The following is a 25,526-nucleotide window of genomic DNA, read 5'->3' as shown; positions in this document are numbered from 1 at the left end:
GGAGATTAAGATGAAAAATTATATTTTATACCCATTCATGTTACTTACAATGTTATTTCTATCAGCTTGTTCAAACAGTGTACAGCCTAAGGAAAAAAATGATGTACAATCTATCAAAGATGTTGCTATTAAAGTTCCAGAAAATATATTTAGTTCCTCAAAGAAAAATGAAACTATTAGTGAAGACGAAATGAAACAAAATATAAAAAATTATTTAAATTATAGCGGAGAGTTAGACGAAATCTGACCAAGAGAAATTAAAACAACTAGTAGATTTAGCACAACAAAACGACGCGAACTTCCATAATTTTATTAGCAACAATACGATCCCCGATGATTACAAAAAGCCTTCAAAAGAAATATATGAATTTATTTCATCATCTACAGCACTTTCAGTAGAACTAGAGCAAGAGTTAGACAAACTCTCTCAAGATGGTAACTTATTCAAAACTGATTTCTCTTTTACAAAGCGCTTTGAGAAAGTTAATGGTAGGAAGCAAAAAGAAATTGAAGAGTTTTTGAAGGAAAAAAACATTAAAACTGAGTATTTCAGTAAGTGATAATACATTCCTCTTTAAAACATTCACCAACATATGGAAATTTTAAAGAGACTTTATTATGTGTAAGGATGCACTTCATCCGTTTCCCATAAAAAAAGGCCTCCTTAAAGGAGGCCCAAGCAAAAACAACAAACGCAAAATAACAACAAATAATGGACGATAAAATCACTATATTGACAAAGTATAGGATTTTTATCAATTGGAGTAACTCAACCCTAAATTACTCTTTTAACAATGCAATACTAATAACTTATTACAGCAATTTTTTACCGTGTCTTAAAATAATTGACTGTCTTTCAAATAATTCTATTTATATTGATTGTTATTAATTAGTATATACTTGAATACGACTATACACCCTAATAAAAGGCAATATATTAAGCTGTTAGTCCTCGCGAGTTTATTTTGCCTTTAATGTAACTATACTATATTCTTCCATTTATATCACCGAACATTCCTCTCGTATTCACGCATTTTTCTTGCGTGAATACCGCATTACATCGGCGTATCCGCTAACACCCACTCTAACTTTCCTTTATATTCTAGTCCGACTTTAATAAGCGGACTAGGCTCAACAAATAATCGGATACCATTCGATTCATCATTCCAAAATACTTCAGTCGGTTCGTTATTCGTTGAAATAGACGTAGCTACTTCTACAGCTGTTTCACCTAACATATATTGTTGACTGCCCTTTACATACCCTTCTCTTTCACACCCGTATATGATACACGCTTTCTAAAATCATGTAATATTTATAAAATATAGATTTGCATATATATTTCTTAAGGCACTTCATTTATGAAACGTACTTTTCGCACCCGTCAATTCACGACCTTGTGAATCTGTAAATTTGCCATTCTGACTAATATTCTCTTTCTTTCAAATACTTTATAAAAAAATACAAAACACTATTTCTTAACAGTGTTTTGTATCATGCTATCATCTTCTTAATAGTACTTAATCAACATATGTCGTTTACTATTCTTGTTCGTCACCTTTTTTCTTAGAGCGTCTTCCTAGTAAGAATACTAAAACTAGTAATGTTACAAGTAATAAAATTCCACCTATAATATAGTACAGAGTATAATCCTTTTTGGCCTCTACAGCTGTATCATTTAACTTCTGTGCTTCTTTTCCTTCAATCGTAAATTTCTTGGTCCACTCCCATTTCTGATCACCATCCGTTGCCTTCATTTCTAGACGGTATGTTCCTGGCTCTAAAGCTTTATTGTCCCAACTAATTGCATAATCAAAGTTAGAATTTGGTGCCATTCTTAAATTTTCTTTTTTCGTTTCATGTAGTATATCTTTACCTTTTTCAGTGTACACCTTTGCGTCTACGCTTAAATTCTTTAACATTGCTGGTTTTATATTTTGTAAATTTGCTGTCACTACATTACGTGCATTCACTTGTCCTGGCTTTACTTCATTTAATTTCATATCTGGTTTTACTTGGGCGTCCGTTTCTCTTAAGACAACACCAATTGCGTATGCATATTTGTTTTCAATCTGTACATTATCAGATGTTCCTTTTTCTTTTTCATCTTCTTTTTCTTTAAAATACAATCCACCTAAAATAACACCATCAAATGATTCAGCTGGCATTTCAATACTCACATCTAATGTAACTTTACCTTTCGCTGGAATTTTTGTTTCTTTTTGTACTTTAGCAATTTTAGAAAATGGGGTTTTAAGTGTAGAGTCTAATTGAGGATCAATCATGCTATAGTCAGTAATACCATTGCTATTTGTAATAGCTGTATTCGCATGAGTTTCTACTATAACCTCTTTATCCGTATCATTTTTCATTTGCACTTGAATTGTTTGCTTTTTACCTGGTTCCATCTTTAAATCGAAATATGTTTGATTCTTGTCAACTTGGTTTTCTGGAATTACTGCTGTTACCGCAAATTTCATTTCTGCTGCGTGCATTGTAACACTAGCAATATTTAAAATAAATACAATGGCTAATAAACTACTCAATATTTTTTTAATAGATTTCATACTATATTCCTCTCATATTCAATAATTTGATATACAAACGAAAGAGATAAAGATATTAAATCTATCCTTATCTCTTTCTATGCCCTATATGATTAATCTTTACAAAGTTATATTACATAGGTGCGTCTTTTAATTCCCAAGTTAGAGAAGTTGTGTACTCAGCTTGTTCTTTCTTTGTTTTACCTGGAACACTTAGCTCCACACTCTTCTCCGCATCTTCTACTGATTTACCAAATGTGTTTACCCATGTTCCCATACCTTGCTCTTCTTGCGCAGTTACAACATCAGATGCTTGACCTGGAGTTAACGTAATATCTTGTGCAGCTTTTGGTGCCTCACTTCCAGATGCTGAATGTAACGTTCCATTTTTCAACGTTAAAGCTGCTCCTGTTAAATCCCTGCCTTCTGCAGTTTTAAATTGGTCGTTTTGTGTTACTGATAACTTCCATCCTGCGTTTGTACCACGGTTATCCGTTACTTGTACGTAGTTTTGTACTTTCATTGTCTCAGTTGTATCTTTTTTTGTTACTGAATCTAAACTAGCGTGGTAAATTTCGTTGTTACCAGAAGCTTTATGTTTTTCAAATTGGAAGTTTGATACATAATCAATACTTAATGGACCTTGTGTTCCTGGCTCATGTGGGTCTTTTGGATCGTTTGGATCTTTTGTTTCTACTTCAACATTTGGATCTAGTGGACTAACTGGATTTACAATTTCAGTATTTTTCTCAAATTTGATAAATGCTTTTGAGTTTAGTGTTCCACCATCTTCAGCTGCAAACGTTGGTGCTCCTGCTGCTAATACTGTTGAAAATGATACCGCTCCTGCTAATGCTAATTTCGTTAATTTCATATAATTTATCCCCTTTTATCTCGTTTTTCGTTTCATGATTATTTGCGATGAATTATTGTGGTGTATCTTCTAAAGTCCAAGTTAATGATGTTTGGTATTTCGCATCTTTTATTTTTGCAGTTGAACCTGGTACAGATAATGTAACACTTTCTATTCCTTTTTTAGCATCTTCACCATACATAGTTACCCATGTTCCCATACCTTTTTCAGCTGCAGCAATTGCTACTTCTTGTGTATCTCCGTTTGGATTTAATGTTACTTCTTTTACTTCTGGAGCATATTTCTGATTTGTTGCAGACTTTGCAACTGGATTGCTTAACTTCAGTTCAGCACCATCTAATACTGCTTTATCTTTATCATCGGCTATAAACTGACCATTTTGTTTTACTGTCAATTTCCATCCTTTGTTTGTTCCACGGTTATCTGTTACTTGTACGTAGTTTGGTACTTCTGTTGATTCTGTTGCACCTTTTACTTTCAATGTATCAAGTTTTGCGTTATATACTTGATCATTACCTGACATAACTTGCTTGCCAAAATGGAAATTTGATACATAATCAATACTTAATGGACCTTGTGTTCCTGGCTCGTGTGGATCCTCTTTATCATTAGGATCTTTCGATTCTACTGTTTCATCTGGATTAAGTGGGTTAACTGGGTTCGTAATTTCTTCACTTTCTGTAAATGAAACATCTGTAACTGATTTCATTGTTGCAGCTTCTTCTGCAAATGCTGGTGCTCCTGCTGCTAATACCGTTGAAAATGATACTGCTCCTGCTAATGCTAATTTCGTTAATTTCATAATTGGCCTCCATTTATATAGTTCTATTTATTTAAATAAAAACTTGCGTTTCTATTTTTCCTATTTTTACTTCTGGCTAGTGTTAGTAACATAACAAAAGCCGCTATAATACTACTTAAACCTAAATATTGAAACAGATAAAAAGATTGTCCACCTGTTTTCGGTAGCTCCTTCTTATTTATCTGGTCATCAGATGTATCGATTACTAAATTAGATCCATCCGGTATCAATGAATCGATAATTGTAGTGGGAACGTAACTATTTGAAAAAGTAATTCCTGCTTTTGAATTCACCTTGTCTGCTAATATCTTTTCATGAAATGAGAATATTGGTATTAAAGCAAGCATAAACAACATCAAGAATAAACATTTTTTTAGCATTACATTCTCTCCTTTCTAAAATTTATATCTATATTTCTCTTAGATATATCATCTTAATTAGGAGCATCCGTTAGTGTCCATGTTAATTCACCTTGATATTTTGTATTCATTTTCACATTCGGCCCTGGTACTACTTGAAGTCTAATTCCCTCATTTTGTTCCCAGTTCACTTCAATACTCTTATCATCTGTCGGTGTATGTGAAATTACTTCTACGCCCTCTTTACTTAACGTAAGATCAGTTCCATCCTTTGTTGTATAGATCATCGCACCTTCTAATTTATCGTTAGTACGAGACGTAAGTGGTTTTGTTTCCTTTACATCCACACGCCATTTCTGTCTCTTCATCCTTTCATCTGCTACCGTCAATTTCCCATTCATAGAAGTAGGATTATATATCGTTGGTTTGGATGGAATAAGCAAATTTTCAAAAGAGATCGTTTGTGGAACATTCACTAATTTCAACGTTCCCACCACTACTTTTATAGGTACTTGTATTCTTTCCTCTACTCCTTGTGCAGTGCGAATTACAACTGTAACAGAATACTCTCCTATAACATTTGTTTTTGGAATGTTCTCCAAACGAACTACAGATATTGGTTTATCAATATTATCATCCGTATCTACAGATAATCCTGTTACAAAGTTCGAAATATCCATCTTTGATAAATCTGTGTTAATCCTTACAGTTTGTGGAACCGCTTTTCCTGTAGGGGTACCTTTGTACTGTATTTTCGCAATACCTTGATTACCTTCTTGTCCCTTTTTATCTCCATCAATATAGTTTTTGGCAGAAACAGGGACCTCTAGATAGCCCTTTTTATAATACTTCTTAAAGTCAGCCTCTTCTTTCAAGGAGCCTCGAATTTGCATATCATAAAATTTACCACCGAACTCTGACTTATTTACAATATTAGCTTTGGCAGTAGCTGTAACCTTATTATTTTCACGTGTAATATCAAAATAACTACTTATATCCTTTTCATCTTCATCTAAAATCTTTACATTTTTTACATTGAAATCTGGATTTACTTTACTCTCAAGTACAAATGAAGTTGGATTAGAAGATGCAATGGCTTGCGGAGGCATATCTTGATATACATGATAATATAGTTCTCTATCAGCTCCCTCCGTCACTTCACCTATTACTTCAGGATGCGGTATACCAATCTTGGACATAGCTTCATATTCATACCTTACCCGTGATGTTGAGTCTCCTAATCGATGGATACGCATTGGTAATTCTGTTATCCCCGTATAAGTGAATGTCATATTTGTATCTTTTCCAGCTGCACCACCAGCAGTTCCCACAAAATTAGCAGTGCCATCACCATTATCTTTATATGTTATTGTCGTATTGTCATACGTGTATAAAGAATTGAAATGCTTTTTATCTACATTTAAGTCTATAGCCTTATGACTATTCAATTTATTAATGTTCCACATACCAGATACAGGCACTAACTCTCCCGTTTCATGGTCATAAAATTCATAAGAAATATCAGCCGAAGATCCAACTCGCCCCCAATACCTCATTTGCAAGAAATCCTTTTTACCACTTACTTTACGCGGAGTGGCTACATTAACTTTGGTGACTCCATCGAACTTTATAATATTGACACGTATATCTAGCCATCTGCCCATATAAATTCCAGCTTTCTCTATATGAACATACGATTCCTTATCGGGATTTACGTTTGTAAAGTCATAAGACTGGTATGTTGAGTTAGTATCTGTTGTACTCCCAACAATTTTATACTTTACTTGTGTACTCCATCTCCATTGAAGGGCATATTCTCCTGGAATCATAGATCCCGTACCATCCTTTGAACTAATTACATTAACATTTGGATACTGAATTATACTCTGATGAGTTTCATCTGCATGTTCTACCAAGGCAGTAGCAGTCTGATTTTCTTCCTCTACCTTTACTATTTCTGTGTTCGTATCTTTGGCAGCATTTAGTTCTTCTCCATTACTAGTTACGTTATTACCTTCTTTAGATCTCCCATTTGATGTAGCCTCTGATTTTTCTTCCTCTTGGGCATTTTCATCTATCTGACCAGACATTCCCTCAGTTGGCTGAACATCTACTTTTCCATCACTAGTAGTCTTTTCAACTACTCTCGTCTCTTCATTCAATTCCTCTGTTTTCTCTATCAAAAGATTATCTGGTTCCTGAATAGCTTCCTGAACATTTTCTGAAACATTCAGATTAACTGCTTTCGTTTTTACCTCAGTGTCCCCATATTGAACCTTTGCCACAAATGCAAAGTCCCCTGGCTTATTTCCCTTAATTGATAAAAACACCTTACCTAAACCACTACTTTGCGATTTTCTTTGAATTTGAATTGTTGAATGCTCTACCACATGGATTGTTTCAATTGCTTCATTAGTTTCATTCAGCTTTTTTGTAGCTTCTTCATTGAAATTTACGCCTTCAGGTAATTGCAACTCAACCTTATCATCTTGATTTCCTGAGTTTTCGATTTCTAAAACGATGTCCTCATCTACCTTTACCTTACTTTTATTTGCTTGCATAATAAAAGTTGATATCTCATCACCTGTAACAGCATAAGTGGTGGTCGAAAAAACACCCAAAGTACTAACCTGAGTAAATAGAATTCCACTAGCTAAACATATTTCCCCAAATTTCTTTGTTCTTCCTCTCAATTTACTCCCCCTTTCTTTCTTATTAAAAGATACCTAAATTTTATGGGATTATTGTTGTACAATTCCCTAACTTGATTATCTTTCTCTCCGTGTCACTTCATTATCGCTTCTGTTATCTACACTAATATTAAAGGACACCCAATCCCATTCTTATATTAACTATTTTTTCCAAATCCCGAAACGAAAAAACAAAGTAATGCCACGCAAAAACACTTGCGCTTACAACGCAAGTAAATCTCCTTGCTAACAAAAAAAGGTTCCTTCCCAAACGAAATTGGAAAAGAACCTCTTATCAAATATTTTATTTCCGAGCTTATGTCACTAAGTACCATTTAAGGTTATAAATCAAGAGAAGGAATAAGCCACAGCTCCTTCGCTTTCTGAACAGCTTCCATCCGAGAAGAAACTTTTAATTTATGAAATATATCTGTCAATTTATACTCAATAGAACGCTGACTTAAATTCAAAATTCCAGCAAGCTCTTTATTTGTTTTCCCTTTACTCACTTCTATTAGAATTTGTTTTTCATCTTCATTTAATGAAACTCTATTCGAAACCTCTCCATGTTCGGTAGCTATATTCGAAATCGCTTCTTTTATTCTTAACTGCTTAACAAATTGCTGGGATAGAACTACTTCTTTTTTTACTGCATGACGAATCGAAGTAATTACTTGCTCCTCTGACGATGTTTTACTTAAAACCCCTAAAACTCCACTCTCTATAAGTAGGTTATAGTGCGAAAGCACATCAAAACCTGTAAAAATAAGGATTGATGCCTCTGAATGTATCCTTAATATTTTTTTAGATAACTCTAAACCGTTTATATTTGGCATTTGTAGATCAATTAAGTAAACATCATATTTTTGACCCTTAATTATTTTTTCTACTTCCATACTATCATGTACTACATCTACATTCATATCATCGTATTTTTCAATTAACGCCTTCGTCCCTAATCCTACTGCAACATGATCATCTACTACAAGTACTGAAATCATCTTCTCACCCCTTCAATATCATTATACACAACATCATCCCATCATCTGATGACTCGCTGGAAATTAATTATCTTTAAATTTAATAATTATTTGCAAACCGAGATTAGGTTTTGATTCAACAGACATCTCTCCATTCAGGCTTTGTATCCTAGTGACAATCCCAGACAAGCCTAACGTGTTGTAAGAACGGTTTACTTCATCTAACTTAACGCCTATCCCATTATCTACATAAGTTAAATACAGGTGATCGTTTTTGTGAAATAATCTTATCGTTACATTTGTCGCTTTTGAATGTTTCATTGCGTTGTTTAATAGTTCTTGTATAATTCGATAAATCGCTTGTTCATGTTCAATACTAGGAACAACAATTCTTTCAGGAATATCATAGTAGAAGAAAAAGGTCGCTTTTAAATTAATTTGCTTAAATAAATTCAGTAGTGCTTGTTTTAAACCTAACTCATATAAGAATGGTGGCCTCAAATTATTACAAGTTTCACGAATTGTATAAATATGATCTAATAGTTCTTCATATATTTCATTAAGTATATCTTTCATTTCCTCATCTTTAACACGTTCATTATAACTTTCAAATTTTCTAGTTAAACGTATTTGATCTTGCAAAACTCCATCATGTATATCACTTGCAAGATTTGTTCGTTCTTTTTCTGATAGTTTGAACATAAGTCTCGCCAACCATATCGGTGGTTGCTCTAAATTTTTTATCTCTTGTAATTGATTTAATAAGTCTTCAATTTGATTAGAACACTCTAATAATAAATCTGCATAATTACATAATGTTTCAATCCAAACTACTTCATCTACACTTAAAATTTCTTTCCCATTAGAATTACACAATAAAATAAGCATTTTTTCTGCTGAAGCAGATAAAACAAATCCAAAGTGTTTTTCTAACTGTATGTTTGAACCAACCTTGTAGGTATCCAGTTGATGATTAAATAACGTTTCTATCGTCCGGTGCGGAACATATTCACTATCCAAAACACGGACAGACTTCTCAATTTTATTTATTTCTACACAGCACGTCTCTTCGAGTTTTAAAATATCCGCTATCTCTCTTCGCATACTATAAATTAAATTTGATAGTTTATATTCATTTTTCGCTTGGTGTAAAAATCGATGCAAGCTGAATTGATAATTTTTTTGATGATGGTATAAACTTTTTCTCAGCTTAAAATCTATATAATCCTTAATATATAAAAAACAAATACAAATAATAATAGCAATAATTCTAAATTTTATCCAATCTAATAAACTTTCCTCACTATCTTCAAAAACTACCATAGTTAATACTGCCAAAAATATGTTAATCCCTACAGATAAAATAATATAATGTGGTAATCGCTGAACGATAAACCTAAAATTAAACAACTTCCCTGCAATTACTAAATAAAACAAGCACACTGGGATAAATAAAAAGAAAATCCCCGTCGTTTCACTACTTATAAATTCTTCCCCATAATATAAATTTGGAATTAAATGTAAACAAACAAATGGGGTTGCTGACACAAAAAAACTAATAATAATAATCTTTAAATATTTAATGTAACTACTATTTTTACTTTTAAAATAAAATCTTACTAATAGGTATACTGTACAACAAAATAATATCAAACTTAAAATGATTGTAAACAAATTAGCCCATTCATTATGTTTTATATACACAAAAATACTCACTATAATAAGGAATACAGATATTGCATCTAAAACTTTTGATTGCTTTGGTATTAAAAATTTTATTTGATTATTCAAGAAATACAACATCATGAATCGAATAAAGAAAGTAAATGAACATACTAATGAAATTGAGGCCACAATAAAAGATAATATATCCTCTCTTTCAACAGCCATAATACTAATAAAATTCACTCCAAGAGAAATTAAAAAATATACTAGATTAATGGTACTACGATTCATTTCAGGAACAAAAATTAAAAGATATAATGCCATCAAGGAGCATACTATATAAAATCCAACTGGAATGAGCAAATGATAAAATAATTGCTTGCTATAAGGTGTATATTTTATCTCATACTCTTTTATTTCCCCGTTCCTATTTAAAGTAATTTTTTTAGCTTGTTCAATTGAATGATACGGTTCAACTGTAAAATGTTTAGATGGTGAATCGTCATCAATTTTCACAATAATATCTCCTATTTGGAAATCTCTTTTTCCCGCCCAACTATATTTTGATAATTCATATATAACATATTGATTAGATTCATATTTTACAGATATACCTATCTCAGGATATTCTTTTATTAAATAAGAGAAATAACCACTAACTATAAGTGAAAATAACAGAATCAACAACTGCCACTTAGATTTCCACATTCTTGCTATCATTGCATAAATCCTTTTGCAAACGCAACCATATACATTGCCCCCCCTAGGTATTCTTAAGAGAAATTTTTTTATCTTCATTCCTAAATAAAGATAGAATTATTTACCTTATATTTTTAACATTAAAAATAAATCCGCATTTTTTAAAAGGTAAATTAAATATATTGCTCTACCTAGGTATTCTTAGAATAATTTTTCGATTTTCATTCCTCAATAAAGATAAAATTATTCACCTTATATTTTTAACATTAAAAATAAATCCGCATTTTTTAAAGGTAAATTAAATATGTATTACCCTCCCTAGATATTCTTGAAAGGAAAGCTTTTTGATTTTCATTCCTCAATAAAGATAGGATTATTTATCTTACACTTAAAACATTAAAAATAGCTCTATATTTTTCAAAAGTAAATTAAGCATACTTCTAAAAAATTAGAACCCCCATAAAAATATATACTCACCATCATGAGATTAGGAAAAAATTATAACACAAAGTTAAATAAATTATAAGCTACTTTCTTGTTCTGTTCATTATATTAATATAATATAACTTTAGTACTATCTGGGTGACGTGTTAAATAAAATTCATTATTCTTTTTATAAATCTCAATACCTTTTGTAAGTATCTTTACATTATTTATAAAAATAGTTGAATCATTTACCCAAATATTTTCAACCAATTGCGATCCTTGATAAAAAAAGTCATTTTCTATCATCATATGAAGTACATGTTTCGCTAATATTTCCGTTTTAAAACTATTTAAATCTATAAGGGTCTCCATCTATACTAACCTCTTCCATTTCTCTCTATTAATTAGCTCATTATTAAATACATTATATGTAAAAATTACATCCTTTTCACCGAAATACTAATGCGCTATCCCGAAATAGATAAGCGATTGCCGAAAGAGAATTCCCTTAATATACTTCTTATGCATATAACTCCCTGACTAATTTATTCTTTTATTAATCACGGAATACAGTTCACGACAATATAAATGCGCGTAAACGAAAAATCAATATCCTGACTGTTATATATAGTGTATTTTATATGTATATAAATTTAAATTAAAAGTTCCCTAAAGTGAAACTTTAATCAGTGGGGGCCTTACTGCCCAGCAAATAGCGGGATAAAAACAACAAAAGACGCTCCCCTAGGAGCGTCTTCCACTATTACGCTTGTTGTTGCGCGCTATATAATTCTTCAAGTGGCTTCATGATAATTTTGTTAACGTCACCGATTACAACGTTTAGGCGTTGCTCAGTTTCCATTAATTTTGTAATTTTAGCATCTTGTTGAATGCGAGCTACAACTTCTTGTGCTTGTTGGTTGTCTTCTTCAGTGATTTCTTGGCCTTGCATCATTTTTTGTTGTAGGCTAAGTTGCATTGTACGGAACTCATCGAATAAATTCTTTGAAGCTGTGTCAGCTTGAACTGCTGCGTAGCTCTCTTTTAAAGTTTTGAAGTCATCGTTTTCAGCGATTGCTTTTTGTAATTCATATGCAACATCATGAATGTTCTTTGTCATTTTATTTTTCCTCCTTTAGAGGCTAGCGCTTTTCATACGCACTGCCTTTTCAGTGCATTTACATACGCACCTCTTCTTACCATATCAAACTATGCAAGAGATGTGAAGAAATTTCACTTTTATTTCTATGTACTCACCTTATTATCTAAGAAACAATAGTAACAATCCTTGTACGAGCCCGATCATTCCGCCTAATAACGCTCCTAAATACGTAATCATTTTTAATTCGTTTTTCGTAATAGACAGAACTAAGTCTTCTAATCTTTCTGTTGAGAATGTAGACACTTCTTGCTGGACAATTTCCGCAAGGTGTAGATTATTTAGTATACTCTCTACGTTTTCTGTTCCCCACTTTAAGCCTTTCGTTACTGCACTTGGAACCACTTTTTCAATAATTGTTTCTCGAACTGGTTCACATACTTGCTGAACCGATTGATTTAAAAACTTACTCACTGTTTCCTCTACTTTAACTGCTGACAGCACGGAGCTTACAATCATTTCTTTCTCTACAAATGCTTCTAATTCTTTTACATCTCTTCCTTTTAACTTTTCCCACTCTTTTTGCAGTACGTCAGTTAAAAGCTGCTTTGTAGCATCTTGCCCTAAAAACTTAATAACTTCTGGCTGCACACGATCCACAACACTTACATTTCCTAAAAACATCCCAACTAAGTTAAGTAGCGTTCCACGAGAAGCAAAGAAATCATCAATCATTTTTGAAAGACGCGCTTTCCCTTCTTCACTTTCAAAAAAGCTAATTCCTCGCTCTAAAATAAACGCCGAGGCATTCGGAATCGCATTCTCTATCTTTTCATGTACAGAATGAGGTAAAGCCTGTTCCCATGTATATGTATAATACTCTGCTAAAAATGCATGAATTTTTTCTGTAATCACATGTTCGATTTTTCGAGTCGCTTCTTCTTCTACATGTGCTATATTCCATTTTTCTAACATATATCGCAGTGATTGTTCATTCGTAATTACTTTATCCACTTCCACTTGCGCCCAGTGAATTAAACCTTTTTGAAACTCTTCATTTGTTAGCTTTTTTCCGATTCCTTCTGGTGTTAACAAATGTTCTACAACCATTTTTCCTAATTGAACAGCAAGTTCATCACGCCGCTTCGGAATTAACCCTGGTGTAAATGGAACTTGAAACTTTCCGATATAAATAGGACGATGAGGACGAAATAACATTTTTATCGCTAAATGATTCGTATATCCTCCAATAATTGCTCCGAGTCCTGTCGTCGTTAACATATTTAACCATATATTCATTACAATCAACCTTTCACTTCTCCAAAACTATAGCATATCATCATACGGACAAAAGTATAATAGTATAAAAACGTATTTGCAATATATAGCTTCGCCTATTATGCAAATAGTAGTAAAGGAGTGATTTCGTTGGTTCTCGGCCTTTTAACTTCTAAACTTCATTATGAGCAAACGTATTACACCGAAATCGCTAAACGCGCTCGGCTTTATCATAATGTCGTTGCCCAGTTTACGCCATTTTGTATTGATCCTAAAACAGACCTTGTTTCTGGTCTTATTTACGATACAGATACAGGAAAATGGAAAAAGCAAACATTCCCTATTCCTTCTTATATATATGATCGTTATTCTTTTCAAGAGGAAACAGACTTTGAAAAAGTAAAATCAATTATTCACTCTTTGCACAATCGTCCTTCCACTACCTTTTTAAATAACACACTTATTAATTCAAGTGAACTACATGATTTATTTCTCACTAATAAAAAACTGTCTCCTTATATACCAAAATTTGAAATTGCGACGATACAAAACATTTTCAAACTGTTGTTAAAAACTAAAGATATTATTATACGCCCCACTAATATACATTCTAAAGATAACTTATATCGAGTCGCTTACAAAAATAAAACGTTTCAGATCGATACAGTAAATGAAAAATACCATACTTCTATTCCAATCAAACGCACAGACGAATTTATATCTTGGTGTAAATCTAACATACGTTCATCACGTTACATAGCGCACACTATGCTACAACCACCAAATCAATTAACATATCCACTGCACATTCGAACCATTTTGCAAAAAAACAAAGAACAAACTTGGAATGTTATCGGTCAATTTATACAAAAAAGCTCATTTCCTAATCAGCTTTTACCCTCAACAACGGACGATGATTCATTACATTCATTTTCAAAAATTAAATACGTACTATCTAGTACAGGTGTGCAACTATTGCACGACGCTTTACACGACATTATAAATGAAGTATTCCAAACACTAGATCAGTCTTATTCTTCGTTATTTGAACTAGAACTTTCCACAATTATGGATCAAAAAGGTGCAATCTGGCTTATGTATGTCAACACGATCCCTCCTTACGAACAATACATTCGTCATAGTGATTCATTAGCTGAAAAGATATTTCACGGACCACTTAAATTCAGTCGCTTTACACCATAATGAAAGGAGGTAAACCTATTTTGAAAGAACATATATATACATTAAATATTTCAGATGAACATCCAAATAGCATTACTTTACCTTACGTTTTTTCTATTACACCACCTATTACATCCCTCTCCTTCGGCATACGTCATATAGCAAGTGAAGAAGTAAAAATTCATTATTCCTTTACTCGCGAAATTATTATCGGAAAGCATATTGCCGAAAAACTTTTACTGCCTCAATCAACTACTATTCATGCATTCACACAAAACCAAACAATTATTTTCGGACCATTAATCGGCATTTTTACAACTGGCTTTAACGATGATTCTTCTACCCCTTTAGGAAATCGTTCAATTGCTCTCAGTGAGTTGTTAACACCACCATTCTCATTACGACCGTTCGTATTCGTCTTTGGCGTTCAACATATACACTGGGAAGAAGAAACAATTGAAGGATATTTCTTTCGAGAGAAACAATGGATAAAGAAAAAGGTTCCTTTACCAAACGTCATTTACGATCGACTACCGAATCGACAAGCGGAAAATTATAAACCGATTGTCAGGGCAAAAAGAAAATTAGAACAAGACTACTCCATTCCATGGTTTAACCCAGGGTTTTTCAATAAATGGGAAGTTCATCAACTTCTTATGAAAGACGAATCAATTAAACCCTTATTACCAAATACAGAAGCATTTCAGCATTTTGAACAAGTAGAACGGTTTCTTGGCACATATAAATCAGTGTACATGAAACCAATACACGGGAGCTTTGGTAGAAATATTCATCAAATATTTTATTCTCAAACAGAAAATTGCTACTACTGTCGTTATCGCGAAAATGAAGAAAACAAACTGAGAAAGTATCAATCATTAGAAACTCTTCTAAACCATGTACTAAAAGGGCATGATTTAAAAAAGTTTATCGTACAGCAAGGTATTTCGTTACTTCGCTTCGATGGGCAACCTGTTGATTTCCGCATTCATACAAATAAAAATCATTTCGGTAATTGGATAGTTAGTGCAATCGTCGCCAAAATCGCCGGCAAAGGCAGTTTAACAACGCACGTAAATAGTGGCGGTAATACAAAATTGCTACAAGAGCTTTTTCCAGATTCAACGAAACAAGTTCAAATTGAAAATAAATTAAAACATACTGCCTTACAAATAAGTTACGCGCTCGATGAACAAGTAACCGGAAATATTGGAGAAATCGGTTTTGATATCGGTTTAGACACAAAGGAAAATCCGTGGTTATTTGAAGCCAACTCTAAACCTGGGCGAACTGTATTCCAAGATGAAAAATTAAAAGAACAAAGTGAACTGACGCGCCAGTTATTTTACGAATATGCCATCTACTTAACTGAACATTCTTTACGTGATACAAAAGAAAAAATGTCTCAAATAAAATCAGGGGCATCATCAAACACCGAATGTATCCCTTCTCCTATGATTCACTCACAAATACAAAAACAAAAACTTCCACCTAGATAATAAGGTGGAAGTTTTCTATTTACACAAGTTTTACTACAACCTCAGTTTCCACGTTACATACTCCGCAATAAAAAATATGATTGCAATATTCATTTGAATTATTATGCGTTAAACCATCTACTGCACTTAATAATTCTTGATCCATATAGGCACTATAATCGTCTATGTAATCTACAGACTTCCCATAATCTTGGAGTATACTTTGGCAATTTTGACAAGAATATGTTTGTGATTCTAATGCGTTGCAAAGCGGGCAAATTCCCATCATGATTCCTCCATACGTTATCGTTTAAAGCCTCTCTTTTTTAGAGTGAAGAGAGCACCACCTATCCGCGGTCACTCCATCTCTACTTAAAAATAGAACTATGAAGTTGCTACCGATTTCATTTTCATTTCAACAAACCATAAAGTGAAACTTTAATCAGCCCTCACCAATCGGGCTGCCCGTTAGTGTGGGATAAATAAGAAGCTAATAATTAGCCTACAAGTAGCAGGCTACAATGAGAAAATTATATTTAATATCCTCCTTAGTTTGGCCTGTTTTCTTAAAAATACAACGATTACTCTTATTTCATAATTTACGAAATCAATAAGTTTTTTTGACAAAATTTACAAATTATTATTTTGTATATCTTTCTAGGTAACATCCATACTATGAGTACAAACTTAATTACCGATGGATTAGCGCCAATCGGGGCGATAATCTGGTTCAACTCCAGCTAGTCCAACCAAAAAACTTTTATAACTCTAAGGAGGATATATTCCTATGGCAAACCAAAATTCTTCAAATCAATTAGTAGTACCAGGTGCAACAGCTGCAATCGATCAAATGAAGTACGAAATCGCTCAAGAATTTGGTGTACAATTAGGAGCAGATTCTACGGCTCGCGCTAACGGTTCAGTTGGTGGAGAAATCACAAAACGTCTAGTTGCAATGGCTGAGCAAAGCCTTGGCGGATTCCACAAATAAATATATATGGCAAAAAGGTCTCAAGGCATATGCCTTGAGACCTTCCTTAATTTATTGCAACATTTGTAAAAACTTCTTCGTACGTTCTTCTTTTGGATTTGTAAATACTTCTTCTGGTGTACCTTGTTCGACAACGACACCACCATCCATGAAAATAACACGGTTCGCAATTTGATGTGCAAAACGCATTTCGTGCGTTACAATAACCATCGTCATGCCTTCTTTAGCAAGTTCTTTCATTACTTTCAGAACTTCTTGAACGAGTTCAGGATCAAGCGCTGACGTCGGCTCATCAAATAGTAACACTTCCGGCTCCATCGCAAGCGCGCGCGCAATTCCAACGCGCTGTTGCTGTCCGCCTGATAATTGGAACGGATATAAATCCACTTTATCTGCTAAACCAACTTTTTCAAGGAAATAGTTTGCTTTTTTCTTCGCTTCTTCTTTCCCCATCTTTTTCACTGTAACGAGCCCTTCCATTACATTTTGAAGTGCTGTTAAATGCGGGAATAAATTATGGTGCTGGAATACCATACCTGTTTGCGTACGAAGATTAACAATATCTTTCTTCGTTACTTTTTGAGAGAAGTTAAGCTCTTTATTACCGATACGAATATTACCAGTGTTTGGCGTTTCTAATACATTGAGACAACGTAAGAATGTCGTTTTACCAGATCCAGACGGCCCAATAATAACAACAACCTCGCCCTTCTCAACTGTTAAATCTATATGCTTTAGTACGGTATTATCTCCGAAACTTTTTTGTAAGTGCTGAATTGAAATCATAAAAACAAAAACTCCTTTTGTAAAAGGATTATTTTAATGTGTAGCGTTCTGAACGCTTTTCTAACATCTGTTGTACGATTGATAATAAGAAACAAATAACCCAATAAATAAGACCTGCTTCAAAATAAACAATTAAAAACTCGTAGTTCATCGCCGCAATTTCCTGCGCTTTTCGGAACATTTCTGTTACTAAAATTAACGATGCTAACGAAGTATCTTTCACTAAGCTAATAAATGTATTCGAAAGCGGCGGGATTGATACGCGCGTTGCTTGTGGTAAAATAACACGTTTTAATGCTTGTGGATATGTCATCCCAATTGTATAAGCTGCTTCCCACTGCCCTTTCGGAATGGAAAGGATAGAAGCACGAATAATTTCAGATGCATATGCACCGACATTTAATGAAAATCCAACAACTGCTGCTGTATATGGCTCAACTTCAATATTAAGAGTTGGAAGACCATAGAAAATAATAAATAATTGTACAAGAAGTGGCGTTCCGCGAATGATAGATACATAGATACGAGCAATCCATTGTAAAATACGACTACCAGAAATACGTGCGAGCGCTGTTAACGTTGCCAGTATAATCCCGATAATAAATGTAATAAGCGTTAATGGAATTGTTGTAAAAACAGCTTCCTTCAGCATAGGCATGAAGGAAGTCTGCATAATATCTATCCAAGTAGACAATCGATCTGAAACCAATGCACTACTTAGATACATTTTCACCGAACCATTTTTTCGTTATTTTGTCATACGTACCGTCTTTTTTCATATCTTCTAACGCTTTATCTACTTCTTGTACAAGCTTATCGCTACCTTTACGGAATAAGAATCCACTTTCTGAAGCTTCTTTTTCAGTATCTACAATTTTAATTTTTGCATCTTTTTTCGTTTCTAAATAATTTAATACTGATAACTTATCATTAATTGTAAAATCAACGCGTCCTGAAGCTAATAATTCTGCCGCTTGGCTAAATCCTTCTACACCAATAATTTCCGCACCGTTTTTCTTAGCAATATCTGCATAGTTACTCGTTAAAGATTGTGCTCCTTTTAAACCTTTTACATCAGCAAATGTAGCAGGCTTATCTTTATCTTTTGCAATAACTAATGCCGCTGAAGATGAAACGTATGGCTTAGAGAAATCGTATTTCTTTTGACGATCTTCACGAATACCAACTTCGTTTGCAACCATATCGAAACGTTTTGCGTCTAGGCCAGCAAGTAAGCTATCCCATTGTGTTTCTTTAAATACAGGTTTTACACCTAAACGTTTTGCAACTTCTTCTGCTAATTCAACGTCAAATCCAGTTAATTTATTGCTTGAATCGTGGAACGTAAATGGTGGATATGTACCTTCTGTACCAATTACAAGTTCACCGCTTTGTTTAATCTTTTGTAACGCGTCTTGACTAGCTGTATCTTTTTTCTCTTCTTTACCGCAGCCGGCTACAATCCCAATCGCTAATGTAGTTACTGCAAGCACTGAAAATAATTTCTTCATGATAGTAATCCTCCAAGTATTCTGATAGGAATTTAAAAACTATATTGATTGTATGCAATCTTGAACAATTTTTCAATGAAAATGTTCTTATTTAGTTTATCCTTTTTCTTCATAATCAAACAAAAGGGAAAAATAATGCTACATACAAAAAATAAGTAACATTTTTTAATATAGCATTTATGGAGAAAAAGGTAAAACAATACTTCTTATTTAACTGTCGTAATTCGCTAAAGAGTCGACATGTTCATCAATAAAAAAGAACTTGTGAAAATCACAAGTTCTCCTCCATGCATATTAAGCACTCTGATTGCCTTCCATTTGCGTTTTATACATATCGTAATAACGCCCGCGCTTTTTCATGAGTTCATCATGAGAGCCTTTTTCTAAAATGGTTCCTCTATCGAGCACAATAATTTGATCTGCGCTTTTAATCGTTGAAAGGCGGTGAGCGATAATAAATGTCGTTCTTCCTTTTTTTACAACTTCTAGTGCTTGTTGAATCATCGCCTCTGTTTCTGTATCAATACTAGACGTTGCTTCATCTAAAATTAAAATAGCCGGATCAAAAGCGAGCGCCCTAGCAAACGAAATAAGCTGACGTTCTCCAGTGGAAAGCGTACTTCCCTTTTCTGTAATTTCTTCATTTATATTGTTCGCAAATCTTTCAGCACCAACATCACGCAATGCTTTTACGATGCGCTCTTTTGAAATTTTTTCATTTTCTAAACTTACATTAGATGCTACTGTTCCGCTAAATAAAAACGGATCTTGCAGTACAATTCCCATATGTTCACGAGTTGCTTGTTTCGGCATCTCTTTTACATCATGACCATCAATCGTAAGCTTTCCTTTTTCAAACTCGTAAAACTGAAAGAGTACGTTCATAATAGAACTTTTTCCTGATCCAGTATGACCGACAAGTGCCACGGTCTCGCCTTGTTTCGCTTCAAAAGAAATATTTTTTAGCACTTCATCTTTCCCATTATAAGAAAACGATACATTATCAAACTTCACATTTCCTTGTAAGCGAGGCATACGCTCTTCTTCTACTGCTTCTCCTTTTTCCTCTAACAATTCAAAAACACGCTCTGATGCAACACGCGATTGTTCTAAGTTAGCAAGCTGATTCACCATATTTGTAATCGGTGAGAACAATCGTGTTAAATAATCAACGAACGCATACAGTATCCCTAGAGAAATGACGCCTGTAGCACTTAATGAAGCTCCACCGAAATACCAAATCACACCTGTGAAAGCGATATTTCTTAATACGGATACTAAGTTATGCGAAGTTGCTGCATTTAAATTCAAAATTTTATTTTGATACTTAAAATAATCGCCATTTAATTCTTCAAACTCTTTTTTCGTTTCACGCTCTTGACGGAACGCTTGAATAATTGGCATCCCTTGAATGGATTCATTTACTGTTCCGTTAATATCAGATAAACGCGAACGCATTTTATGATTGTATACAGACGCGTACTTTCTATAAAGAATCGCCCAAACAATTAAAATTGGGATAATTAATAAACATAATGAAGCGAGCTTCACATCTAATAAAAATAACGCAGCGAATATCCCAATAATATAGATGATACTAGAAACGAATGTTGCCAGCACCGTTACATATAAATCACGAATGGCCTCTGTATCATTCGTCACACGCGAAACAATTTTCCCCGCCGGTAAATGATCAAAGTAACGAATTGGCAACGTTTGAATATGAGAAAAAACATCTTCCCTCATAATTTGAATAATTTTGTTCGCTGCCTTTTGCAAGAAGAACTGCTTTCCGTATGCAAATAATGATACGACTACTAATAAAGCGAAATAGCCACCACCAAGTAATAATAGACGGTTTATTTCTGGCTTATAAAATGCAAATACTTCTTCTTTCGTCAATGCTTTCGCTTTATACACTTGCACCGCCTTACCATTTTGAACGGTAATCATATCACCTTTTACAGTCCGTGACCCTTCCGCATTTACTTTATTCGGTACAAAATAATATTGAAAACCGACTTGCATCACGCGTACTTCTTTTCCTTTTTTCTCGCCTTGTTCAAAGCGATCACTTCGCTTATAAAAAGCCCCATTATACGAAACAGCATCTTCACTCTGTTCTGTTTCATACCAAGGTTTCTCTATCCCGACGATATGATCGTCAATCATCGTTTTAGCGACGAAAGGACCAGCAAGCTCTGCGATGACGAAAATAAATAACATTAACATCGCAGCAAAAATCGTCCCTTTCACTTTCATCGCGTATTGAAACAATCGTTTTGAAACGCTCATATTTTCACCCCACTATCCGCACTTTCACTTTCACCTTGTTGTCTTTCAAACTGCTCAGCATACCAGCCTCCCTTTTGGATAAGCTGAGCATGCGTACCTTCTTCTATAACTGCACCTTCATCCATAACGAGAATCCAATCCGCATGTTGCACTGCAGATAAACGATGCGTCGTAATAATCGTCGTCTTTCCGCTTCTTTCCGTTCTTATATTTTCAATGATCGCTGCTTCCGTACGAGCATCTACAGCTGATAAAGAATCATCCAAAATTAATATTTCCGGATTTTGAATAACAGCTCGCGCAATTGAAATCCTTTGTTTTTGCCCTCCTGATAAAGAAACACCCTTCTCTCCAACGAGCGTTTCTAATCCTTCTGGCAAAAACTCTAAATCCTTTTTAAACGCAGCAATTTCAATTGCTTTCTCTAGTTCTTCTTCAGTCGCTTCCCTATTTCCGAATAAAATATTTTCTCGCGCTGTTTTTGAGAATAAAATATGCTCCTGCGGTACATAACCAATCCAGCCGAGTACATTTTCATTCGTCATTTTATCTAATGTCACATCAGAAACTGCAATATCCCCATCTCCAAGTGGATATTGACGAAGAAGCTGACGGACAAGCGTCGTTTTTCCACTTCCTGTTTTCCCGACAACCCCAAGCGTTTCCCCTTGTTTTAATGTAAATGAAACCTTCTTTAAATTTGTTTCAGTTGATGAAGGATATGAAAAGGTAACGTCATCAAACTGAATATAATCCGGCTCTTGCACAAGCTTTGGATGTTTCGGATTCTTTACATCTGGCTCATACGCTAACGTTTCATTCACACGGTCAAGCGAAGCATTTCCTCTTTGCATAACATTAATTAATTCACCAATTGCAAACATCGGCCAAATCATCATCCCTAAATACACGTTAAATGAAACAAGTTCACCAAGTGTTACCTTTGATTGAAATACAAGATATGCCCCGTACACTAAACCGATTAAATAACTAAGGCCAACAAGCATTTTCACAGTTGGTTGGAATAATGCGTCAATTCTCGCTACTTTCATATTTTTTTCGTAGACGTCATCTCCTAAGTGATGAAATCTTTCCTCGTCTGCATTCTCTTGTACGTATGCACGAATAACGCGTACGCCAGCGATTGATTCAAGCACTTTATCGTTCATATCACCAAACGCTTCTTGCGCAACTGTAAATCTTTCATGCAATTTCTTTCCATATATATTCATCGCATACGCCATAATTGGAAGCGGAATAAGCGCCGCAAATGTAAGCTCCCAACTAATTGTAAATCCCATCATAAAGACAATCGTAAGCATATATAAACTCGAATCCACGAGCGTTAATATACCAAAACCAGCTGTCATAGCGATTGCTTTCAAATCATTTGTCGCTCTCGCCATTAAGTCGCCAGTACGATTTTTTTGATAAAAAGTCGGCGTCATCTTAAGTAAATGCCCCATAAATTTAGAGCGCATCGTCTTCTCCAGTACGAATGCACCACCAAACAATTGATGTTGCCATACGAAAGTGAGACCATATCCAACTATGGTAACCCCAATTAAAATAAGAATAGACTGTATAATAGCTTCGTTTGATAACGTTCCTGTTTTTATATTATCAATCGTAACCCCTAACACTTTCGGGGGAATAACTTCAACTATATTCACAATTAAAAGAGCTCCAATGGCGATACTATATCTCTTCCAATGCTCTTTAAAAAACCATTTTAACTTTAGTAATACTGATAACAATGTAACCTCTCCCTTCTCGTTCTCGTTTACCTCTCATTTCTTTATCCACTATCCAGACCCATCACATTTACATTTCGTAACCCATACAATCTCATCACATTTTTCCACCTTCCAAAGTTTTATATAGTAGCATGGAAAATAAACAAAAAAAAGCATACCGCCGCTTGACGATATGCACAAAAATGCATAAAAAGCGTACGTTACGATATACGCAACGTACGCTTTTTATAAGACAAAGATGCCCTATATATCCGCACGGGTTGCGTAATGATATGAATGTTTTCTGCCATTTAACAGAGCTAAGCCCATTACATTTACGATTACAATCATTACGCACACCCCCTTCATTTATTTTCCATTTATAATCTTACAACTTTATTGAGTATTCTGTCAATTGTTTTTTTACACATGGAATAAAAATATATGATGCATCATTTTGAAATAAGAGAATGTTCTGCAAGAAAGGGCATACAAAATAAAAAAGGAATAAGAAATCGTTTTCACAAACATTTCATTTGAAAAATGTTATCAAACCCCCTACAATCACCTTATACTCACTCTTACAAGTTGCTATTTTAGGAGGACTAATCATGACAACTAGCAATACGTACAAATTTTATTTAAACGGAGAATGGAGAGAAAGCTCTTCAGGAGAAACAATCGAAATTCCATCTCCATACTTACACGAAGTAATTGGACAAGTACAAGCAATTACTCGCGGAGAAGTAGATGAAGCAATTGCATCTGCAAAAGAAGCTCAAAAATCATGGGCGGAAGCTTCTCTACAAGATCGCGCAAAGTATTTATATAAATGGGCTGATGAGCTCGTAAATATGCAAGATGAAATTGCCGATATCATTATGAAAGAAGTCGGTAAAGGATATAAAGATGCGAAGAAAGAAGTTGTTCGTACGGCTGATTTCATTCGTTACACGATCGAAGAAGCTTTACATATGCACGGAGAAAGCATGATGGGCGATAGCTTCCCGGGCGGTACAAAATCTAAACTTGCGATTATCCAACGCGCACCACTTGGTGTTGTATTAGCAATCGCACCATTTAACTACCCAGTAAATTTATCTGCTGCAAAACTTGCACCAGCATTAATTATGGGTAACGCTGTTATTTTCAAACCAGCCACTCAAGGTGCAATTAGTGGTATTAAAATGGTTGAAGCACTTCATAAAGCTGGCCTTCCAAAAGGTCTTGTAAACGTAGCTACAGGACGCGGTTCTGTAATTGGTGACTACTTAGTAGAACACGAAGGCATCAATATGGTATCGTTCACAGGTGGTACAAACACAGGTAAACATTTAGCGAAAAAAGCTTCCATGATTCCACTTGTATTAGAACTTGGTGGTAAAGATCCTGGTATCGTTCGTGAAGATGCTGACTTACAAGATGCTGCAAACCATATCGTAAGCGGTGCATTCTCTTACTCTGGTCAACGTTGTACAGCTATTAAGCGTGTACTTGTACACGAAAACGTAGCGGACGAGCTTGTTGGCTTATTAAAAGCGCAAGTAGCTGAACTCTCAGTTGGATCTCCAGAACAAGACAGCACAATCGTTCCATTAATCGACGATAAATCTGCTGACTTCGTTCAAGGTTTAGTTGACGACGCTGTAGAAAAAGGTGCTACGATTGTTATCGGTAACAAACGTGAGCGTAACTTAATTTACCCAACATTAATCGACCACGTAACTGAAGAAATGAAAGTTGCTTGGGAAGAGCCATTTGGCCCAATCCTTCCAATCATCCGTGTTTCTTCAGATGAGCAAGCAATTGAAATTGCTAACAAATCAGAGTTCGGTCTGCAAGCAAGTGTCTTCACTAAAGACATTAACAAAGCATTTGCAATTGCTAACAAAATCGAAACTGGTTCTGTACAAATTAACGGACGCACAGAGCGCGGCCCTGATCACTTCCCATTCATCGGTGTAAAAGGTTCAGGTATGGGTGCACAAGGTATTCGTAAGAGCCTTGAGTCTATGACACGTGAAAAAGTAACTGTATTAAACTTAGTTTAATCTTATAAAAAGAAGCTGATCTATTTATAGATCAGCTTCTTTTCTATATAAATACTTCCAAAAAACGGAGTATTTCGT

Annotated in this window: 21 protein-coding genes and 1 pseudogene; 5 read left to right on the top strand and 17 right to left on the bottom strand. The window is 34.4% G+C overall.

Going from position 1 to position 25,526, the window contains the following annotated elements; genetic code table 11:
- Nucleotides 1-10: 10 nt before the first annotated feature.
- A pseudogene (locus tag NST86_RS04480) lies at nucleotides 11-560 on the top strand (NDxxF motif lipoprotein).
- Nucleotides 561-1,055: 495 nt separating this feature from the next.
- Here the strand turns inward: NST86_RS04480 and NST86_RS04475 are convergent.
- The 11 genes from NST86_RS04475 to NST86_RS04425 all read right to left on the bottom strand — a co-directional run bounded on the left by NST86_RS04475 (nucleotide 1,056) and on the right by NST86_RS04425 (nucleotide 13,439).
- On the bottom strand, nucleotides 1,056-1,238 hold the full coding sequence (locus NST86_RS04475) for a hypothetical protein (protein WP_061664765.1): 183 nt from the start codon (nucleotides 1,236-1,238) through the stop codon (nucleotides 1,056-1,058).
- A gap of 303 nt (nucleotides 1,239-1,541) precedes the next feature.
- Nucleotides 1,542-2,567 carry a DUF916 and DUF3324 domain-containing protein gene (locus NST86_RS04470; protein WP_086424009.1) on the bottom strand — a complete coding sequence of 342 codons (1,026 nt, stop codon included), beginning with the start codon at nucleotides 2,565-2,567 and terminating at the stop codon, nucleotides 1,542-1,544.
- A gap of 112 nt (nucleotides 2,568-2,679) precedes the next feature.
- Nucleotides 2,680-3,420, bottom strand: coding sequence for a WxL domain-containing protein (locus tag NST86_RS04465; RefSeq protein WP_016117258.1), 741 nt, complete (start codon nucleotides 3,418-3,420; stop codon nucleotides 2,680-2,682).
- Nucleotides 3,421-3,472: 52 nt separating this feature from the next.
- On the bottom strand, nucleotides 3,473-4,222 hold the full coding sequence (locus tag NST86_RS04460) for a WxL domain-containing protein (RefSeq protein WP_016117257.1): 750 nt from the start codon (nucleotides 4,220-4,222) through the stop codon (nucleotides 3,473-3,475).
- Between the two features lie 23 nt (nucleotides 4,223-4,245).
- The gene (locus NST86_RS04455; RefSeq protein ID WP_016117256.1) at nucleotides 4,246-4,602 is read right to left on the bottom strand and encodes an LPXTG cell wall anchor domain-containing protein; all 357 of its coding nucleotides are present in this window, start codon (nucleotides 4,600-4,602) and stop codon (nucleotides 4,246-4,248) included.
- Nucleotides 4,603-4,655: 53 nt separating this feature from the next.
- Entirely contained in the window at nucleotides 4,656-7,274 is a 2,619-nt protein-coding gene (locus tag NST86_RS04450) for a WxL domain-containing protein (protein ID WP_016117255.1), read from the bottom strand.
- A 338-nt stretch (nucleotides 7,275-7,612) separates the two neighbouring features.
- The gene (locus tag NST86_RS04445) at nucleotides 7,613-8,272 is read right to left on the bottom strand and encodes a response regulator transcription factor (protein WP_016117254.1); all 660 of its coding nucleotides are present in this window, start codon (nucleotides 8,270-8,272) and stop codon (nucleotides 7,613-7,615) included.
- Nucleotides 8,273-8,335: 63 nt separating this feature from the next.
- Complete coding sequence (locus tag NST86_RS04440) at nucleotides 8,336-10,636, bottom strand: ATP-binding protein (protein WP_340933212.1); 2,301 nt, start codon at nucleotides 10,634-10,636, stop codon at nucleotides 8,336-8,338.
- 531 nt (nucleotides 10,637-11,167) lie between these two features.
- Nucleotides 11,168-11,413, bottom strand: coding sequence for a hypothetical protein (locus NST86_RS04435; RefSeq protein WP_061664773.1), 246 nt, complete (start codon nucleotides 11,411-11,413; stop codon nucleotides 11,168-11,170).
- A 391-nt stretch (nucleotides 11,414-11,804) separates the two neighbouring features.
- Nucleotides 11,805-12,161 (bottom strand): YlbF/YmcA family competence regulator, encoded by a 357-nt coding sequence (locus tag NST86_RS04430; protein WP_000164610.1) that lies wholly within the window; start codon nucleotides 12,159-12,161, stop codon nucleotides 11,805-11,807.
- Between the two features lie 141 nt (nucleotides 12,162-12,302).
- Nucleotides 12,303-13,439: a DUF445 domain-containing protein gene (locus tag NST86_RS04425; RefSeq protein WP_142669044.1), complete on the bottom strand. Its 1,137-nt coding sequence runs from the start codon at nucleotides 13,437-13,439 to the stop codon at nucleotides 12,303-12,305.
- Nucleotides 13,440-13,568: 129 nt separating this feature from the next.
- On the opposite strand from NST86_RS04425, the gene NST86_RS04420 reads away from it, so the two are divergent.
- Both NST86_RS04420 and NST86_RS04415 read left to right on the top strand, forming a co-directional pair.
- Nucleotides 13,569-14,621, top strand: coding sequence for a YheC/YheD family endospore coat-associated protein (locus tag NST86_RS04420; RefSeq protein ID WP_000242813.1), 1,053 nt, complete (start codon nucleotides 13,569-13,571; stop codon nucleotides 14,619-14,621).
- Nucleotides 14,622-14,641: 20 nt separating this feature from the next.
- Nucleotides 14,642-16,099 carry a YheC/YheD family endospore coat-associated protein gene (locus tag NST86_RS04415; protein WP_340933207.1) on the top strand — a complete coding sequence of 486 codons (1,458 nt, stop codon included), beginning with the start codon at nucleotides 14,642-14,644 and terminating at the stop codon, nucleotides 16,097-16,099.
- Nucleotides 16,100-16,118: 19 nt separating this feature from the next.
- On the opposite strand, the gene NST86_RS04410 is transcribed toward NST86_RS04415, so the two are convergent.
- On the bottom strand, nucleotides 16,119-16,364 hold the full coding sequence (locus NST86_RS04410; RefSeq protein ID WP_000510474.1) for a hypothetical protein: 246 nt from the start codon (nucleotides 16,362-16,364) through the stop codon (nucleotides 16,119-16,121).
- 501 nt (nucleotides 16,365-16,865) lie between these two features.
- On the opposite strand from NST86_RS04410, the gene sasP reads away from it, so the two are divergent.
- Nucleotides 16,866-17,069, top strand: coding sequence for a small acid-soluble spore protein, SasP family (gene sasP / locus NST86_RS04405; RefSeq protein WP_000013338.1), 204 nt, complete (start codon nucleotides 16,866-16,868; stop codon nucleotides 17,067-17,069).
- Between the two features lie 51 nt (nucleotides 17,070-17,120).
- On the opposite strand, the gene NST86_RS04400 is transcribed toward sasP, so the two are convergent.
- From NST86_RS04400 to NST86_RS04380, 5 genes are all read right to left on the bottom strand, one after another.
- A complete protein-coding gene (locus NST86_RS04400) occupies nucleotides 17,121-17,855 on the bottom strand; it encodes an amino acid ABC transporter ATP-binding protein (protein ID WP_016117247.1) in 735 nt (244 codons plus the stop codon).
- 28 nt (nucleotides 17,856-17,883) lie between these two features.
- The gene (locus NST86_RS04395; protein WP_000281499.1) at nucleotides 17,884-18,582 is read right to left on the bottom strand and encodes an amino acid ABC transporter permease; all 699 of its coding nucleotides are present in this window, start codon (nucleotides 18,580-18,582) and stop codon (nucleotides 17,884-17,886) included.
- Nucleotides 18,569-19,366: an amino acid ABC transporter substrate-binding protein gene (locus NST86_RS04390; RefSeq protein ID WP_000732843.1), complete on the bottom strand. Its 798-nt coding sequence runs from the start codon at nucleotides 19,364-19,366 to the stop codon at nucleotides 18,569-18,571. Before NST86_RS04390 ends, NST86_RS04395 begins: the two co-directional genes overlap by 14 nt.
- A 294-nt stretch (nucleotides 19,367-19,660) precedes the next feature.
- Nucleotides 19,661-21,661: an ABC transporter ATP-binding protein gene (locus NST86_RS04385; RefSeq protein WP_000116645.1), complete on the bottom strand. Its 2,001-nt coding sequence runs from the start codon at nucleotides 21,659-21,661 to the stop codon at nucleotides 19,661-19,663.
- Nucleotides 21,658-23,418, bottom strand: a complete 1,761-nt coding sequence (locus NST86_RS04380; RefSeq protein WP_340933202.1) for an ABC transporter ATP-binding protein — start codon at nucleotides 23,416-23,418, stop codon at nucleotides 21,658-21,660. Before NST86_RS04380 ends, NST86_RS04385 begins: the two co-directional genes overlap by 4 nt.
- 590 nt (nucleotides 23,419-24,008) lie before the next feature.
- Between NST86_RS04380 and gapN the strand changes: the two genes are divergently transcribed.
- Nucleotides 24,009-25,448 (top strand): NADP-dependent glyceraldehyde-3-phosphate dehydrogenase, encoded by a 1,440-nt coding sequence (gene gapN / locus NST86_RS04375; RefSeq protein WP_000213630.1) that lies wholly within the window; start codon nucleotides 24,009-24,011, stop codon nucleotides 25,446-25,448.
- Nucleotides 25,449-25,526 lie beyond the last annotated feature (78 nt).

The sequence above is a fragment of the Bacillus sp. FSL L8-0199 genome, assembly GCF_038005705.1.
Taxonomy (GTDB): Bacteria; Bacillota; Bacilli; order Bacillales; family Bacillaceae_G; genus Bacillus_A; species Bacillus_A cereus.
Note: the sequence above shows the minus strand (reverse complement) of the source record. Positions and strands in the feature narration are given on the sequence as shown.